A 17,871-nucleotide genomic window follows, 5' to 3' on the forward strand; every position below is an offset into this window, starting at 1 on the left:
TTTAGTATCCGGGGTTTTGTTTTAACAATCCTTGGCTAATGGCGATTTCTGCACCAGGAATTGGTAATAATAGATCGGTAGCTTGAAAATCAAAACTATTTGAAGTTGAAAACGCCGATAGCACCTCTTGCGCTACACCAAAACGTTTTAAATCTAGAAAACGGTGGTTTTCAAAAGCTAATTCTACACGTCTTTCATCCATTAATTCCTGTTTGGTTATACTAGTTACAGGGTCCATTATTCCTGCTCTCTGACGGACAGCACTAAACGAAGCTATTGCCGCCGGAGCACTGGTTTCTAGCCCACCAGCAAGAATAGCTTCGACATGCAGAAGCAGTACATCTGCATAACGGGTAATGATCCAATCATTACCAGCAATTCTAGGATTTGCTGGAGCAGTTGTAACTCCCACACTCTCATCAACTATTGGTAAAAATTTTACGGTTTGAAATAAACCAGGATTTCCCGGATCTTCTCTAAAACTAAATTGTCCTCGGTTACCACCAAAAGCATCAAACGCTGCTACTAATTCTGCCGTAGCATAATTTGAACCGGTACCACGGCCAACAGCATCAAGAAATTCTGCAGAAAAACCTTGACTATCATCTACAATTGTATCGTCGAATCCTACAGCAAATATGGTTTCATCATTAGCTTCATTATAGAATATATCTAAGAAATTAGGTTCAAGACTATAATCACCACTAGTCATTACATCTTCAAGTAGACGTTGCGCTTCCAGATAATTTGTGCCTAACGTTAAATAAACTTTTGCTAAATACGTTTGAGCTGCTGCTTTTGATGCTCTAGTTCTGAAACTGTTATCTAAATCGCTATCAACAGCAAATTGCAGATCACTTACAATTAGATCGTATACCAAATCTTCATCGACTCTGGTAAATGCAATTTCGGTCTCTTGTGGTCCTATCACTCTATCAACCAGAGGAACATCTCCATAAAAACGAACCAAATTGAAATAAGCGTAGGCTCTTAGAAAACGAGCTTCTGCTTCAAATTTATTAGCATTACCGCTAGAAGCATTTTCAAGGTTTTCCAGCACCAAATTGGCCCTAAAAATAATGTTGTACATACTTCTGTAATAGGTAATAACCGCTGCGGTTTCGGGTGTAACAGTAAAAGTTTCAAAATCAAATCCTTGTGGAGACCCACTTTTGGTTCTTGAATTATCACTTAAGGTTTCGGCCATTTGATATTCTATTTGAATAGCTAAATGTGGATTGTTAAATCCTCCATCACCTTCTAAAGGGTTACTACCTTGTAAACCGTCATATATATTTATTATTCCTGCCGTTATCTCTTCATCATCGTTGAAAAAACTATCTACAGTAGTAGCAGATTCAGGAACTGTATCTAAATCACAAGACCACAGGAGAAGGGTCAAGCACAATAATGAATATTTTGTTATAAGTTTCATGAGTTCATTTTTTGTGTTAAAATTCAACATTTACTCCTAATGTAATTGTTCTTTGTATTGGCGTACCTCCTCTTTGATAACCAAAAGTTAAAGGTGTTAGCTCGCGTACATGTTCAGGATTCCAACCCGTATAGTCATCTGCCGTGATAAACAATAGATTTTGTCCAGTGGCATATAACCTCAGATTAGATAAATTTAAATTTGAAGTAACCTCTTTCGGGAAATTGTATCCTAAAGTTACTGTTCTTAAGGCTACATAACCGGCATTTTGAACCAGTTGACTGGTAAAAATACGTTGTACTAAAAACTCCTGATCTGGTGTAATAGATCTGTCAAAATCTACAGTATTACTGTTGAAGAAGTCAAAAATGTACTGATCTCCTAAGTTATAGGTTTTAGCGCCGTGACTTCCTTGAAATAGAAAACTAAAGTCCATGTTTCCAATAGTAACATTGTTACCAAAACTCCAAATTAAATCTGGATACGGGTCACCTAAAATAGTTTTGTCATCTTCATCAATAAGACCGTCACCATTTAAATCTTTGGCATAAGCAAACTGTGTTCTGTTACCAACTTGTCTAAAGGGATCATTTAAGAATTCAAAAGGAATATCTCTATCAAATACATAACCATAGAACGATGAAATAGGCTGGCCTACTAGGTTAATCCATTCTACCAATCTACTTCCATCATTAGTGTTTACTACCTGACCATTAGAATCTCCAAAATCAACTAAAGTGTTCTTGTTGTATGATCCTATCACAGTAGCTTCCCATTTAACTTTAGGAGTGCTTATAATTCTTGTACGTAGTTCTACTTCGAATCCTTCATTTTCTACGGTACCAAGGTTAACCAATGCTGAGGTAAAACCTGTAGTTCCCGATACAGGGTTGTCTAAAAGTAATTCGTCACTTGTTCTTTTGTAATAGTCTACAGAACCTGAAATAGCGTTATTGAAGAATCCAAAATCTACCCCAGGGTTAATTTCTTCTGAACGTTCCCACTGAAGAAGTGCATTAGGAATATTTACAGGATCAAAACCATTGGTAATTGCGCCATCGACCACAGCACTTGATGGCTCAAGTAATGCTAGAGAAGGGTAATTTTCGGTTAAGAAATCACCATTTAAAGCATTTGTACCTGTGACACCATAACTAACCCGAAATTTTAGTTGGTTAACCCAGTCGGCATTTTCCATAAATTTTTCATTCGACACTACCCATCCAGCAGATACTGCCGGGAAATTTCCATATTTCGTATCACTACCAAAAACTGAACTACCATCACGTCTGATACTGGCATTGAACAGATATTTATCGTCATAAGAGTAAATTACCCGTCCTAAAAACCCATTTAAGAAATTTTCATATTCGAAAGCTGTTGCATCGTTAATGATAGAGCCTCCACCAACATTTGGTATTAAGTCTGAGGTAAATCCACTAGCTTCTATTTGAGACTCTTCAAAAAATCTATTTTCTAAAGATACCCCTGCGATAGCACTTATTTTATGTTTTCCAAATATCTTGTTGAAACTTATAATATTATCAGAAATAAGAGCGTATCGACTTCGAGTGTCATATGATGCGCTTGCTGCTGCAGCTCCGTTTCTTGAGCTATTTATACCTTGGTAATCGGTATTTATTCTATTTTCGTAGGTAGCAGTAAATGTCGATTTAAAGCTCAGGTAATCGGTAAACTTATAATCTGCATATAAATTCCCATAGAAATTATATCTATTTTCAAAACGTCTGCGTTCTAATAGTTTTGCAAGAGGGTTAATGTTACTGGTATTACTAATATCTACACCACTTGTAACTGGAACACCTTGAAAATTACCAGAAGCATCAAATATACTTGTGGCACCAGCAGGATACTGGTAGTCGTCGAACATTCTCTGTAGGACATAATCTCCAATTTGAGCATCTGCATATCTACCACCATCACGAACTCTGTTTACAAGATTGATATTAAATTCATTTAAACGTGTAGGTACCCAGGATGGTTGGCGCACAACATCATATAGTCCGGTTGCACTGAACCTTCTTCTCTTTGAATAAGAAGGGGAGAAGCTAGCTCCGATTTTTAGGTTATCTGTAACCTTGGTGCTTAGTTTTAATTGAGCCTGGTATCTTTCAAAGCTATCGGTAAGTAATACTCCCTCATCAGAAACGTAACTAAGGTTAACATTATATTTTGTTTTTTTGTTTCCTCCTCGAACACTAAAACTATGACTCTGAATAGTTCCTCCGTCTAAAACTATATCTTGCCAGTCGTTTTCGGCATTAATGAATTGTCTAAATTGACTTCCTAAAGAAAGTCCGCCTGTTATTTGACGTTCTCTGGCTAATTCTGCCTGAAAATCTATATCATAATCATCACTTCTTCTTCCTTCTTTAATCCCGGTAAAGGTGTTATAAGTAAACTTGGCTTTACCTTCTTTACCTTCTTTGGTAGTAATTTGTATTACTCCATTTGACCCCCTTGAACCAAAGATAGCGGCAGAAGCAGCATCTTTTAATACTTCAAAAGATTCAACATTGTTCATGTCTAAGTTGGTCAAAAAATCTGAATCTACAACAGCACCATCTACTACAACAAGTGGTCCGTTATTTGAGGTTATTGATCCAACCCCTCTAATTCTAATAGTAGGCGCAGAACCTGCTTCTCCTTCAGAGTTTCTAATATTTACACCAGAAACCTGACCAATCAAAGCTTCATCTACCCTTGAAACTGCTATTTGATCTAAGTCTTCATTAACGACTTTAGAAATAGATCCTGTAAGTAATGATTTCTTTTGCGTTCCATAACCAATAACAACAACTTCATCAAGTACCGCAGAGTCTTCTACAAGAACTACTTCTACATTTTTTTGTCCGGAAACGACTATAGTTTGTGCAACGTATCCTATATAAGAAATTTGAAGTACATCATCATTTTTAACTTCGATTTGAAATAATCCATCGAAATCGGTAGATGCTCCTTTGGTAGTATTGCTTATAATTACGTTTACTCCTGGGATAGGTAACCCTTTATCGTCGGTAACCTTTCCAGAAAGTAAATAACTGTCCTGTGCAAGCAGTGGTATCTGTAACAAAACCAAGACAGTAAAGATTAGTTTAATTTTAAAATTCATTTTAAATATGTTATGTTTCTACAATGAGATAGATATCGGTAGATATCATAATGAAGAATAAATAAAGAAGATGTATTCCCTATTCCCCTTTTACGAATCACATAACCTACAGTTTTATTAAAATTTAGTATTTTTGCAAGGCATGTGATGAATATAGATCATGTGTTAAGTATTACTTCCCTCCGATAAGAAGTAATTTAAAAAGGATAGGCGTGCACCTGTCCTTTTTTGCTTTTACTACTCGAATAGTTTCATAATAATGTATAGTTTGATTGTTTTTTGGTTTGAATAATTGACTTGTGTTTTACTGGTAAACCAAATTGGATAACCAAATTGGTTTACCAAATATATATTATTTAAATGTTAAACAAAAATTAATTGTCAATTTAAATGTTAAAATTTTCAGGAATTGTCAATTTGAAGTTTGATTTTTCATATGAAAGACAATTCTTAAAAAATATTAGCGCACAAATAGAGTTCACATGAAGTCTTCTCTAATAGGGCTAAATACGTCAATTAACACACCATCTTCCAGACAGATGGCTCCGTGGGGTGCATGTGGTGGGATATAAAAACAGTCACCTCCTTTAAGAATTTTTTTCTCACCGTTAATACTTACTTCAAACTCACCGCTTTGTACATAGGTAACTTGTGAGTGATGATGATCATGTATAGGACCTTCTGACCCTTTTTTAAATTTCACATGCACTAGCATGATTTTGTCATCATATCCCATGATTTGACGTTTTACGCCTTCTCCCACGGTTTCCCATGTCACTTCATTTCCTTTGATAAATACATCGCTTGATCCGAAACTTTTCATTTTGCTATATGTTTATGTTTGTTTACTAATTTTTAAAGTAGTAGTAGGGGCCAGTCCATTGCAGAGTTTTTGCATCTATTTTTATAGAATGCTTTGCGCTTTTAGTGTTGTTTGAGGTGCATAAAATAAATGTATGTTGTTTCCCATTTTTTAATATGATGGTACAGGCAACATAATTATCATCGTCAATTTTGAGTTTTCTGATTTCTTGAATTGAACTAGATGAATGTTTTGCAATCTCTGTTACGGCATTATAGCTTCCATGAGCTTCTATGGTTGAGATAAATACGTTATCCTTGGCCTTCGTTTTTCTTAATATAAATGCGGGATCTCTTCTTAAATTGAAATTTGGGTCATTTGCACCAATTCTAGTAAATAAAAATTCATCATTAGCATGGCTTAATGTAGATAACGTATAAAATGTATTTGCTAAGAGCCAAGTATTTTGTATCGTTTTTGTAGGATCATTTATGGTACCTTTTCCTTGCAACCATAAATGTTGATATCCATTTTTGGTTCCTAAAGGTTTTAGGCTGGGGGAGATGTCATAGTTAAAATTAGTATCTATGATCTGTCCTCTATAATAATATGGGAGATCATATTGATGTTCGGTGTTTGAGGATACTTTAAAAATATCAATCAATAATGGGTTTTCAAAATCTTCATCTTCAATCATAATCATGGTTCTGTGAAGTTTGGTATTTGGATATGCATTCTCTTCTGTTGCACTTACGATTTTGAAATTTGGATTTTCAATTTCGAAAATGAATTTTTCTGAGTGATGTTTACTCCCAATTTCGTATTTCCCACCAAAATGTGAAGTTTGATCCTGAATAATGGTGTTATGAGCAATACTTTGTTTGGCCCAGGTTTTATTTTCTTTTAAATATCCGCCTCCATTTTTTTGTTCAATATTTACAAACCTAGCTAAGCCATAATCTTGTACTACTTCTTCTCCTTTATTATAATATGAAAAGGAGAGTTTGTCATAATGTCCATGACTTAATCCTTGGGCACTATATTTCATAATAAGCTCAAGTTGTGAATTTTCTGATCGTAAAATTCCAACTCCACCTTCACGACCATCGGCGCCGTCTTTTAGTTCCAATGATTTTTTTTGAAATTCAATTGATTTTTTATTCTTGATTCCCAGTGCTATGCTTAGACCTGTTTCGTCTAATTGCACTCGATTTTGTTTTTCGGCAATACTTAGTAGTTGCTTATCTTTTGAACCAAAATGATAAGCAATGTCTACGGCAGAAACTAATTCTTTTGAAAAGTATGACATTCCTTTTTGGGCGTCATTAAGTGGAAAAAACTCTCCTTGCGTGTCTGTAAGATTTAGCAACGCATAAACTGCCTTTATTAAAACACCGTCTTTATATTTGAAAATGTCGAGATCAGGTTTTTTGTTTTGTAATGCTTGTGCAAATATCATAAATGGATACATCGCATATCTCTGATAATAAGGTCCTTCGGTATAATACCCGTCTGGAGAGAAAGGACTATCAAGGTTTGCTAGAAACCCTGACTTTTGGTCTTCAGAAATAATAAAACCTCCATCATTATCTTTCATGTCGGGTTCTAAACTTGTTGTTTTCAAACCGTATAAAGCTCTGTCGACAAGCTCATCATTGTTTATAGCCAAGCCTATCATTCCAACTGCTACGTTGCCCCAGGTACTATGGTTATGAATGCGATTGAAAAACTGCGGAGTTTCTTCTGACAGAAAATTAGCATATGGGATGAATAGATTTTTCTCTAAATACGTTCTATCTTTTTTGCTAATGTAATTGTATACGCAATCATAAGCCTGGCTAACATATACCAACCAATTGGCATCGTTAAGGCACTGCCAGAAAATTTTTCCTCTTGCATAAGATCTTTCCTGGGGATGTCTTGGAAGGGTAGGATACATTTTTGCATATTCCTTCAATACATCCAATACATATTTAGCGTATTTGGTGTCATTGAGTAGTTGGTATAATACTCCTGATTTATATAATATACTCCAGTTTTTTTTGTGTCGATCATGGGTATATCCTCCCGCCATGTCTTTTGGAATAGGAACGTGAATTCCAGAAGAAATTTCTGCATCTACTTCTTTTTTGAATTCAGCTAATGTTTTATCAAAAATAGGAATCGCACCTAGGTGTTGCTTAATATTTTCTACTCCGGTTTTAGTAAGGATTAAACCCGGGTGATCCTGCCCAGTTATCTGTAAACTCAATAGTAAAACAAAAACAGATAATAGTGACCTTCCTTTTGTGTTTAACGAAATCATTTTGACGAAGTGTTTAGTTAAGGACAATTCCTGGATTGAGTTTATCATCTGCTTTTCCAAGTAACTTAGATGTTTCATGTAACTTATGAAAATCGTTATTCTCAAACTTTGGTTCTATGGACCATAGTGTATGCATATCGAAAGGTTGATCCCCTGTTACGATCACTTTTTCAGAATTATAGAAGTTGTTATGATGTATTTTGGCTATCGGGCCTCCTACTACCAAGTGCATTTGAACTCCTTTACTATCTTTGAAAATACTATTTTTTATTACAGCATTTTGAACTCCAACCAGAGTGATTGCTTTCTTATTCGTATTTCTTTTTCCATGCCCCACATTGTTGATTAGGTTATGATTAAAGTTTAAAAACGGCCCGAAAGTACTTTCATCTTTTCCATCACGAACTAAATTTAAAATTGCCCCATCGATTTGATCGAAAATATTGTTTTCAAGAATTACAAATTCAGCATTAAAAATCCCATTTTCCCCAATTTCTTTATCAAGAGCAAGGACATTACCAGATATGTTTTTGAAAATAGAATTGGTAATGCTTATAGTATCTGCAACCGTGTTTTTATAAACCTTAATCGCGTCAAAAGAATGGTTAATATTTAAATCATTAAATTCACATGCATTAACCAATAATTTGTAGTTCTTATTCATAGAATATTTGCTGGTTCTTATCACAGAATTCCCCGAATAATCTGGAGCTTCATGACCATCAAATATTAATTTATTTAATTTAAGACTTCCTCCATTTTGTATGTCAAACAGTGACTTTTTTTCAAAAGTGATGGTAGATTTTTCAAGAAATGAAGTAACCGTAATAGGGTGGAGTATAGGTATGGTTTTAGACACCTGATATCCATGTGCCGAAGTAAGTTGTATGATATCTCCAGGAGTAGAATTTTTAATAGCATCAACGAGTGTATTAAGCCCAGGTTCTACTTGAATTGTCTTACCCGAATTAAAAGTTACATTTTTTTCTTTTTTAGTATACCAAGATGGTCCAGTATTTTCTTTTGTAGGAATGTCTTTGAGTAATTCTGCTCCAGCATTTAAAGAACTGTTATCGGGTAGAAGCAATCCGTTCTGTTGCTCTTTTAAATTAAGAGATTGTTGAGTAAAACCAGTTGGACTAATAGGTTTGGTGTTAGAACTGATAATGTTGTTGTTGAATTGTATACCACTTATATCATCATAAACGGTAAAAATGTCATTTTTTTCTTCGTTATAGAAAATGTTGTTTTCCATAACCGAATTAATGGGAGTTGCGCTTCTTTCGCTGTCGCTTCCTGCGCACAATTGTATATAATCGCAATTAATAAAAGTGTTGTTTTTTATTTTTGCATCTGCAACTTGAAAATATCGGTTAAGTGGTGAATTGGGAACTCCATTCATAACCACCAAGGCACCTCCAAAGCGATAACCAGTAAGGCCAATGGCATAATTATTTTCAACGGTTTGCTTACCATTGATCACTCGAATACCTCCAGTGCTTCGTACCTTATTGCCTATAAATATATTGTTCTTTACTAGAGTCTCGTTTCCGTGCCTCATAGTAAGCGTACCTCTGCATTCATAAAAAACATTATTCTGAAATGTATTTTGACAGGATTTGTTAGAAATGATCTCCAATTCGCCGCTACATCTATCGAAATAATTATATTCTACTAATGTGTTTGAGTTACTAAGGGAATGATGACTTGTTCCGATGCGTAGTGTTTCTCCGCCATTTGAACCAAGAGTTTGTCTGGGGCCGAAATAATTATGATCTATGCGATGATTGTTTTCAATGAATTTTTTTGAATTTAAGCGTACAGCCATGGTCACACCTAGGTTACTTTTTCCTTCGAAATGGTTATGGTCAATTCGGTTGTTTTTCCCATAGATCCCTATCCAATAATCCTGCTCTCTTCTTTCAGGATTGCTGTAATTGTCTATGACACATTCTGTAAGTCTTGAGTTAGAAGCAAAATTCTTTTTGTCTTTTTTAAATGAAATTACTTCTGAAGTAGGAGTAAAACCATTTTGAAAAACCAACCCGCTAACTACAAGATGTTCTCCTGCCATTCTCAAATAAGACGCACCTTCTAAAGTGGTTTTTCCTTTTTCTTCAACTGTAAGTGTTATCGGTTTTTCTGGGGTTCCCTTAGCTTCAAAAAGTAATTCAGCATCTTTCCAAATACCTTTTGCTAATAGTATAGAATCTCCGGGTTGAGCTGTTTTAACTGCCTCCTGAAAATCTTGAATTGTTTTAACTACAGAATGTTGTTGCCGTTCTTTCTTTTCTTTGGAGCAAGAAAAAAGTATAAAGAGTAAGACGAAAAGTGGAGTGATGTTTTTCATAATAAATCTGGTTAACCAAATTGGTTAACCAAAAATAAAGATATAAATTGATTGTACAAGAAAAACTGATGGTTTTTTTTGAAATAAATGAATTCTTTTTGTTAAAAAAGATCGATATTGTTATTAAGATCAGCTTATATAAGCCGTGCAGACCATATTATTGGTTGCAATATTTATATAAATCTTTAAAGTGATCTTTTAGGTGGAGTACGGCTTTTTCGGCATCTTTTTCTACAATCGCATTCATAATTGCCTGGTGTTCTTCAATAAGAGAATGATTCTCCTCTTTATTACACACTTTGTTTTTTCTGAAATAGGTGATAATTTCTGGAGTAATGATGAGCATTAGAGAGTTAATAACACTATTGTTACTAGCTTCTGCAATTTTTATATGAAACATCAAATCTTCTTCTACCGCTTCAATGCCCTTTAATGCCTTTATTTTATAGGCTTCATGTGCCTTTTGAATTTCTTCAATTTGCTTTTCTGTTCTTCTGGTTGCAGCCAATTGAACAGCATTAGTCTCCAGAATAATTCTAGTTTCAACCAGCGATTTGAAGTCAGGTTTTTGAAGTTGTAAAATATCCGACATCATTGTGTTTAATGCGGTAACCCCAATGTTTGAAACTCTTGTGCCACTTTGAGGATATTTTTTTACGAGTCCGTAAAACTCTAATTTTTGAATAGCTTGACGCAATTGATTTCTCGATACACCAAATTTTATGGCTAGATCTCTTTCTGCAGGAAGTCGATCACCTGGTTCCAGCTGCTTGGTGTTGATCAATTCTTTGATTTTGGAAATGATCACTTCCTCAACATCGATTTTTGGTTTCTTTGATTTTTCAATATTTGCACTGACATTCAAGCTCATAAATATTCAAAATTTACGTAGGTATATTTGAAAAAATGTGTTTTTAACATAAAAACTAACTTAAAACTATTAAATAATTTTAAATAGAGTAGTTTTTTTAGAAAAAAATAAGACCATTTAGATTTTTTTCTAAATGGCCTTGATGTTATGAGGCAGTATTTATGTTAAGGTTTTTTAGTGAAATACGTCAAGTTTTTGTATTGCAACTCTTCCATAATCAGAACTTTTGTAACTCTTTCCTTTCATAGATTGCAAATAGTTCCCAGCTTTAAAATAGTTTTGTTTAGCTGAAACACTTTTTGAGGTATAAATGGTTCTAATTCTATTACCACTGCTGTTGAGCTCGTAGAGTTTGACAATCTTGTTTTGATATGTTAGCTCTAGATACATTTCTTCACCAAGGTTAAAGTTACCCACGGTCTTGCCACCACCTTCTAATACTTCGGTTACATATCCATTAATTCTCATTTTTACCGAACCGCTGGTCTGGTTTGCAGATCCTTGACATTGAACTCTAATAACATCATCGAAGGTATCTGTTTTATCATGAATCTGACCAAAGCATACTTTTCCTGAACTTGGTAAACGATCAACTCGTACTTTCCATTTCATTCGGTGTTCTTTACTGGTGGTTCCATCCCAAAAGATATTGTTATCTCCATCGGCAGTTAGTTCTCTTAGTTCCATTCTAGGGTTGCCAGATCCAGATGAGGTATCACTGCCAGACCACACTTGAAAGATGCTCCAACCGTTTTCAAGAAAAAACCAGTCAGAATTTGTATAGGACGATAAATTGGGGATTTGGTCTACGTAATTATTATTCGACTTAGAACCTTCTAATCCATTTAATTTCCAGTTCTGGAGACCTAACAAATCATAAGGTGTATTGCCTGAAGGAGGAGGGGGAGGATTACCACCGCCATTGGAACCGTTGCCATAGATTTCAACTTCTGTAACACTATTCCAGTCATTACTGGAGTTACCAAAACTTGAAATTCTTACATAACGAGCAGACACTTGATTGAAATCATAAGTTTCTAGTTGCGTTGTATTACCGCTGCTACCATTTTGTTTTCGATCTACAACAGTTGATAAACTTGAAGTAGAATTCCCTACTCTAACTTTAAAAAATGCTTTTCGCTGGTTTCCTTTAAACCATGCTATTTTGATTCTGGAAATATTTTGAACAGATCCTAAGTCATAGGTAATATATTTTCCTGTTCTCCCTAAAGAAGACCATCTGGTATTTAAATTTCCGTCTAAGGTATTTGCAGGAACGTTACCGTCATCACCATTTGCAGAAACAGATGATATAGATAATTTAGATAGTGATTGTTTTTGATCATTTAATTCTTCTAGTAGAGCAGCGTCTTCTACAGATTCAATGTCTGTGGTGCAATTAGTGAGTAAAGTAAATGCTATTAAGCATAGGCCATAGCTAAATACTTTTTTAAAGTTTTCCATAATAATTAGTTTGTGTTAAATGATAAATATGATTTTAAATTGGTCAACCAATTTATATTAAATTGTTGATTTTCACAAATTAAAATTGAATATTTAACAAAAAAAGAGTTAAAAATATGCGTAGTTGATATTTCGATTAGCGTTTTGTTTTCCGAATAGGTAAACGCATGTCGCACCTAATTATTCTATATCAGGATATTGCAAAAAAAATGCCCGACTTCAAAATATTGTAGAAGTCAGGCAACTATATTAACTTGTTGTTGTAGCTAAAGAACGAGAGCTTTAGAAGTTTTCTGAAACTGTAATTTCACTAAATTCTACGATTCCATTTCCGGTACTTGTATCATTAACAGATTGGTTATACAATCCAGCTTTGTAATAATTACTGGTGCACGTTATGTTGTCATAGCTTCGTATAGGTGTACTCATATCATCCAGATAAATCTTTAATGTACTATTTTGTACTGTTATCTTAAATGTTAACCAATCCCCTAAGACGTAATCGTTTTTGATATACCGATCTGCATAGTTTTGACTTCTGAAATCTATAGGAAAACCATCAGAAAGTTCGCCTTCTATAACATCACCAAGTAGATATATTCTACCTGTATCTCCTTCTTTGGCAAAAGCCTTATCACTTTGTATCTGAACTCTTAAAAGATCATCCCAAACGTCTTGTTGAAAATCATGAATTTGAGCAAAGGCAAACTTTTTGGTAGAAGAGGTTTGAATTATTCTTACTTTAAAAGTAAGTGTTTTTATTTTTGAATCTGTAGCATCCCAGCCGGTTTCTCCATCACCGTTGGAGGGCATTTCTCTTAGCTCGCTTCTAGTATTCGACGAATTACTGGTGGTTGGTGTGCCTTGTTCTGTGGGGCAAAGAAATCTTACATTTCCATTTTCAACAAAAAAGAACTCGTCTTTATATTCTGTAAAACTTGGATCTTGAGCATAATCATTTCTGGTAGCATCTAAGTATACTTCATCTGCTTTACCATCACCACTTAAGTCTCTTGGCAATGTTATTTTCCAACTGGTTAAATTTAGTGCTACGTATGGGATGTCAGAACTTGAATCGGTGCCATCTGTATTACTGTCTCCGTCGTTCCCGTCTCCATTATTTTCATCTCCATTGTTTCCATCTCCATCATTACTTCCGTCACTATCGTTGTTATTGTCCTCATCAGAACCGCCATTGGTGTCGCTCCCTTGTTCTTGATCATTTACAGGAGTATCATCTGACGAGCAATTGTAAAAAGTACATGAAAAAACAAGAATAAAGGTAAGTAGGGGTAATTTTAAATGTTTCATAGTATTTTGGGTTTACTTTTTTTGAATGTGTAAAAGTAGTAAAATTTAATTGGTCAACCAATTTAAACAACTATTAATCATATAGTTTGTTATAAATGTGGACAAAATATAGTATTGATATGTTGTTTTTTGATTCTCTGTTTTTTTATCATTTTGTTATATGATGTCTAATTTTTTTAGGTGTTTTTTGAGAAAAACTTATTAATAACGTCTTTTTCTAAATTTTTTAGTTTAGTAAAAAGTTTTTACGTAATATTGCACTATTAGTTAACGAAAGGGGCTTCGGCCGACGATTTAGAGTTACTATCATGAAAACGGCAAAAATATTTTATTCAGAAGTTAACGTTCAACCCTTGAACGCATTAGGTAATATCAATATACCCACACGCCGCTTTCGTCGCCCCTTGGGGGTCTAATTTTCATTTGAAGTAGGTGCGTCCTGCTTCCCCGAGAGACATCCAAATGTATATAGAAGATATTTAAAGTACTCTTTATAATAGAGTGTTTTAAAGCGTATTTTCTTCTGTATCATACTTCGGATACCACTACACAAATAAGATACAATTATTATAACTTTTTGATAAACGGAGGTACGTTTATGCAACAGGTAGACATCATTATAGCTAATGAAGATCATCTTCAGTACGCACAGGAAATATGCGAAGTAATATCTAACTCTGCAAAAATCAGAGGGACTGGTATTGCTAAGCGTACTCCTGAATATATTCAAACCAAAATGAAAAACGGTAATGCGGTAATCGCTTTATCCAAAGATCGTTTTGCTGGGTTTTGTTATATAGAAGTGTGGGGACATGAAAAATATGTAGCCCATTCGGGTCTTATTGTGCACCCCGATTTTAGAAATCAAGGATTAGCCAAAAAAATTAAAAAATTTACGTTTGATTATTCCCTAAAAAAATACCCAAGCTCAAAGGTATTTGGAATAACAACGGGATTGGCAGTGATGAAAATTAACTCCGATTTAGGTTACAAACCTGTAACGTTTTCAGAATTAACAGATGATCCAAAGTTTTGGTCTGGGTGCAAAACATGTACCAATTACGATATTCTTACTTCCAAAGATCATAAGATGTGTCTTTGCACTGGGATGTTGTATGACCCAGCAAAGGAAAAAACAAAAACCAGAAAGTGGTACGATAAAAAAGTTTTAAAAAGATTAAAAAGAATCAAGCAAACTATGCTTTCAAACAATAAACAATTAGTGCTATGGAAAAAGTAGTATTGGCATATAGTGGAGGGTTAGACACTTCATATTGTGTAAAATATCTCATCAACGAGAAAAACTTAGAAGTTCACACCATCTTAGTGAATACTGGAGGTTTCTCGAATGAAGAATTGATTGAAACCGAAAAAAGAGCCTATGAGTTGGGAAGTTCTTCTCATGTTAATAAAACCATACTCCAGGAGTTTTATGAAAAAGCGATTAAGTATTTAATTTTCGGAAATGTTTTAAAGAATAATACATATCCCTTATCGGTAAGTGCCGAGCGAATTTTTCAGGCGATAGAAGTTATCAATTATGCCAAAAAAGTAGGGGCAAAATATATTGCTCACGGTAGTACCGGAGCGGGGAATGATCAAATAAGATTTGACGTTATCTTTCAAACTTTAGCTCCAGAAATCGAAATTATTACTCCGATTAGGGATTTACGTCTCTCTAGACAAGAAGAAGTAGCTTATCTAGAAAAACATGGAGTACATTATAGTTGGAAAAAGGCTCAGTATTCAATTAATAAGGGGATTTGGGGAACAAGTGTTGGAGGAAAAGAAACACTTACCTCACATAGCGCTCTTCCAGAGGATGCATATCCTAGTCAACTTCAAAAAGAAAAAGAAGAAATCATCACTTTGAATTTTGAAAAAGGTGAGTTGGTAGGGCTTGATGGAATTGAAGATACACCCGTAAAAAATATTCAAAAACTTGAGGAGCTGGCCAAAGCTTTTGCCATAGGAAGAGATATACATGTAGGTGATACCATTATCGGAATCAAAGGAAGAGTTGGTTTTGAAGCTGCTGCTCCACTAGTAATTATTAAAGCACATCATTTATTGGAGAAACATGTATTAACAAAATGGCAACAATATTGGAAAGAACAATTGGCAAATTGGTATGGGATGTTACTTCATGAAGGAAATTATCTTGATCCGGTTATGAGAAATATTGAAGTATTTCTTGAAGATTCTCAGAAATCGGTTACTGGGGATGTGAAGGTGAAATTAAAACCCTATCACTTCACCCTTGAAGGAATTGAATCGAATTTTGATATGATGAAATCAGATTTTGGTCAATATGGAGAAATGAATAATTCTTGGACCTCCGATGACGCAAAAGGGTTTATCAAAATATATGGCAATGCCAATAAAATATACCACAACGTAAACCCAGAGTAATCATGATAAAAGTAGGAATTATAGGAGGATCAGGGTATACTGCAGGAGAGTTGCTAAGACTATTAGTACATCACCCAATGGTAGATATAGATTTTGTATTTAGTACTACCAATGCTGGATCAAGTATTGCAAAGCAACATCCTGATTTAGTTGGAGAAATAGATTTAAATTTTACCAATACAATAAATCCTGATGTACATGTAGTCTTCCTTTGTTTGGGACATGGAAGATCAAGGAGTTTTTTAGAAAACAATACGTTCTCTGGGATTACTAAAGTAATAGACTTAGGGAATGATTTTAGGTTGGCCAAAGATGCAAGTTTTTTAGGTAATGATTTTACTTATGGTTTACCTGAATTACATAGGGAAAAAATCAAGCAGGCTGATCATATTGCAAACCCTGGTTGCTTTGCTACAGCAATTCAACTTGCATTATTACCATTAGCGTCTCAAGGAAAACTAAATAAAGCGGTGCATATAAATGCAACCACCGGAAGTACCGGAGCAGGAGTTGTACCTGGAAGCACAACTCATTTTAGTTGGAGAGATAACAATTTTTCAAGTTATAAGGTATTTACGCACCAACATCTGGATGAGATAGAGCAAAGTATAAAACAGAAACAACAAAACTTTGAATCTCCGCTGTTTTTTATTCCAAATAGAGGGAATTTCAGTAAAGGAATTTATGCAACTCTATATACCCAATTTGATGGTACAGAAGAGGAAGCCTTACAGTTATATAGGAGCTTTTATAAAGAGGCAAAGTTCACTATAGTTTCAGATTATGAAATTAATCTAAAGCAAGTGGTTAATACCAATAAGTGTATTCTGCATGTCACTAAGAAGAATGGTATGTTATTGATCACTTCGGTTATCGATAATTTGATTAAAGGAGCGTCTGGGCAAGCAATACATAATATGAATCTAATGTTTGGATTAGAAGAAAAAACAGGATTAGAATTAAAAGCAAGCGCATTTTAGAAATGGATAAAATAACAATAATAGGAGGAGGAAACTTAGGTAAATCTATTATATCAGGATTAGCAAATAGTGACCTTTTTGAAGCAAAAAATATTACTGTTGTCGATAAGTCGAAGTATAATTTAAAGGAAGTTGAAGAAAAACTTGGTGTTTCGACCTCGCAAGATATTATTTCCTCTATTAAGGATGTGAAATGGGTAATACTATGCGTACAACCCAGGCAACTAGATACCGTGTTACAAGAAATTAAAGGGCATGTTACATCTGTGCAGGTTCTTATTTCTACAGTAACAGGAACTTCGATTGCTGAAATTAATGAAGTATTACCAGATAATAAAGTGGTACGTGTTATGCCTAATACCGGAGCAGCGAAAAAACTATCTATGACTTGTATCTCTGCCAATGACGATGTGAAAGAAGAATTGAATATGGTTGCCAAAATGTTTGATACAATAGGTGAAACATTGGTTATAGAAGAACGACTCATGCAAGCTGCTACTGTTTTGGGAGCTAGTGGAATAGCTTTCTTTTTGAGATTTCTAAGAGCTATGATTCAAGGAGGTATTCAAATGGGATTTCATCCTCACGAGGCACAAATAATAGCCGTGCAAACTGCTATTGGCGCTGCTACACTGGTAGCAGAAAATGGAACACACCCAGAAAGAGAGATTGATAAAGTTACTACTCCCCAGGGATGCACCATCGAAGGACTAAATGAAATGGAACATCAAGGACTTAGTTCCTCGGTGATCAAAGGAGTTATGGCGTCATATGAGAAAATAAACACCATAAAATAATTAACCAACAA

General features: G+C 34.6%; 12 protein-coding genes. 4 read left to right on the forward strand and 8 right to left on the reverse strand.

The features are described from left to right. Window position 1: 1 nt before the first annotated feature. The 8 genes from M0D21_RS17620 to M0D21_RS17655 form a co-directional block, all read right to left on the reverse strand. Window positions 2-1,435 carry a RagB/SusD family nutrient uptake outer membrane protein gene (locus M0D21_RS17620; RefSeq protein ID WP_248332008.1) on the reverse strand — a complete coding sequence of 478 codons (1,434 nt, stop codon included), beginning with the start codon at window positions 1,433-1,435 and terminating at the stop codon, window positions 2-4. A gap of 16 nt (window positions 1,436-1,451) precedes the next feature. Beyond that, a complete protein-coding gene (locus M0D21_RS17625) occupies window positions 1,452-4,568 on the reverse strand; it encodes a SusC/RagA family TonB-linked outer membrane protein (RefSeq protein WP_248332009.1) in 3,117 nt (1,038 codons plus the stop codon). A 478-nt stretch (window positions 4,569-5,046) separates the two neighbouring features. Beyond that, entirely contained in the window at window positions 5,047-5,391 is a 345-nt protein-coding gene (locus M0D21_RS17630; protein ID WP_248332010.1) for a cupin domain-containing protein, read from the reverse strand. Between the two features lie 25 nt (window positions 5,392-5,416). Next, on the reverse strand, window positions 5,417-7,675 hold the full coding sequence (locus M0D21_RS17635; protein WP_248332011.1) for an alginate lyase family protein: 2,259 nt from the start codon (window positions 7,673-7,675) through the stop codon (window positions 5,417-5,419). A 13-nt stretch (window positions 7,676-7,688) separates the two neighbouring features. Beyond that, on the reverse strand, window positions 7,689-10,025 hold the full coding sequence (locus M0D21_RS17640) for a polysaccharide lyase 6 family protein (RefSeq protein ID WP_248332013.1): 2,337 nt from the start codon (window positions 10,023-10,025) through the stop codon (window positions 7,689-7,691). 157 nt (window positions 10,026-10,182) lie between these two features. After that, on the reverse strand, window positions 10,183-10,896 hold the full coding sequence (locus tag M0D21_RS17645) for a FadR/GntR family transcriptional regulator (RefSeq protein ID WP_248332015.1): 714 nt from the start codon (window positions 10,894-10,896) through the stop codon (window positions 10,183-10,185). Window positions 10,897-11,070: 174 nt separating this feature from the next. Continuing rightward, on the reverse strand, window positions 11,071-12,360 hold the full coding sequence (locus M0D21_RS17650) for a polysaccharide lyase family 7 protein (protein ID WP_248332016.1): 1,290 nt from the start codon (window positions 12,358-12,360) through the stop codon (window positions 11,071-11,073). A 282-nt stretch (window positions 12,361-12,642) separates the two neighbouring features. Continuing rightward, on the reverse strand, window positions 12,643-13,671 hold the full coding sequence (locus M0D21_RS17655) for a polysaccharide lyase family 7 protein (protein WP_248332017.1): 1,029 nt from the start codon (window positions 13,669-13,671) through the stop codon (window positions 12,643-12,645). 598 nt (window positions 13,672-14,269) lie between these two features. Here M0D21_RS17655 and M0D21_RS17660 point away from each other — a divergent pair. Genes M0D21_RS17660 through proC form a run of 4 tightly spaced genes read left to right on the forward strand, consistent with a single transcriptional unit; the run spans window position 14,270 to window position 17,860 of the window. Further along, window positions 14,270-14,911 (forward strand): GNAT family N-acetyltransferase, encoded by a 642-nt coding sequence (locus M0D21_RS17660; protein ID WP_248332018.1) that lies wholly within the window; start codon window positions 14,270-14,272, stop codon window positions 14,909-14,911. Next, a complete protein-coding gene (locus M0D21_RS17665; RefSeq protein WP_248332019.1) occupies window positions 14,899-16,083 on the forward strand; it encodes an argininosuccinate synthase in 1,185 nt (394 codons plus the stop codon). Before M0D21_RS17660 ends, M0D21_RS17665 begins: the two co-directional genes overlap by 13 nt. Before the next feature lie 2 nt (window positions 16,084-16,085). Then, window positions 16,086-17,063, forward strand: coding sequence for an N-acetyl-gamma-glutamyl-phosphate reductase (argC, locus tag M0D21_RS17670; protein ID WP_248332020.1), 978 nt, complete (start codon window positions 16,086-16,088; stop codon window positions 17,061-17,063). Window positions 17,064-17,065: 2 nt separating this feature from the next. After that, window positions 17,066-17,860, forward strand: a complete 795-nt coding sequence (gene proC / locus M0D21_RS17675; protein WP_248332021.1) for a pyrroline-5-carboxylate reductase — start codon at window positions 17,066-17,068, stop codon at window positions 17,858-17,860. Window positions 17,861-17,871 lie beyond the last annotated feature (11 nt).

The sequence above is a fragment of the Aquimarina acroporae genome (genome assembly GCF_023195925.1).
GTDB classification, from domain to species: domain Bacteria; phylum Bacteroidota; class Bacteroidia; order Flavobacteriales; family Flavobacteriaceae; genus Aquimarina; species Aquimarina acroporae.

Coding starts and splice junctions, on each gene's coding strand:
- M0D21_RS17635 (WP_248332011.1), bottom strand. CDS start 7,675: ATGATTTCGTTAAACACAAAAGGAAGGTCACTATTATCTGTTTTTGTT.
- M0D21_RS17665 (WP_248332019.1), top strand. CDS start 14,899: ATGGAAAAAGTAGTATTGGCATATAGTGGAGGGTTAGACACTTCATAT.
- M0D21_RS17625 (WP_248332009.1), bottom strand. CDS start 4,568: ATGAATTTTAAAATTAAACTAATCTTTACTGTCTTGGTTTTGTTACAG.
- M0D21_RS17630 (WP_248332010.1), bottom strand. CDS start 5,391: ATGAAAAGTTTCGGATCAAGCGATGTATTTATCAAAGGAAATGAAGTG.
- M0D21_RS17650 (WP_248332016.1), bottom strand. CDS start 12,360: ATGGAAAACTTTAAAAAAGTATTTAGCTATGGCCTATGCTTAATAGCA.
- M0D21_RS17620 (WP_248332008.1), bottom strand. CDS start 1,435: ATGAAACTTATAACAAAATATTCATTATTGTGCTTGACCCTTCTCCTG.
- proC (WP_248332021.1), top strand. CDS start 17,066: ATGGATAAAATAACAATAATAGGAGGAGGAAACTTAGGTAAATCTATT.
- M0D21_RS17660 (WP_248332018.1), top strand. CDS start 14,270: ATGCAACAGGTAGACATCATTATAGCTAATGAAGATCATCTTCAGTAC.
- M0D21_RS17655 (WP_248332017.1), bottom strand. CDS start 13,671: ATGAAACATTTAAAATTACCCCTACTTACCTTTATTCTTGTTTTTTCA.
- argC (WP_248332020.1), top strand. CDS start 16,086: ATGATAAAAGTAGGAATTATAGGAGGATCAGGGTATACTGCAGGAGAG.
- M0D21_RS17645 (WP_248332015.1), bottom strand. CDS start 10,896: ATGAGCTTGAATGTCAGTGCAAATATTGAAAAATCAAAGAAACCAAAA.
- M0D21_RS17640 (WP_248332013.1), bottom strand. CDS start 10,025: ATGAAAAACATCACTCCACTTTTCGTCTTACTCTTTATACTTTTTTCT.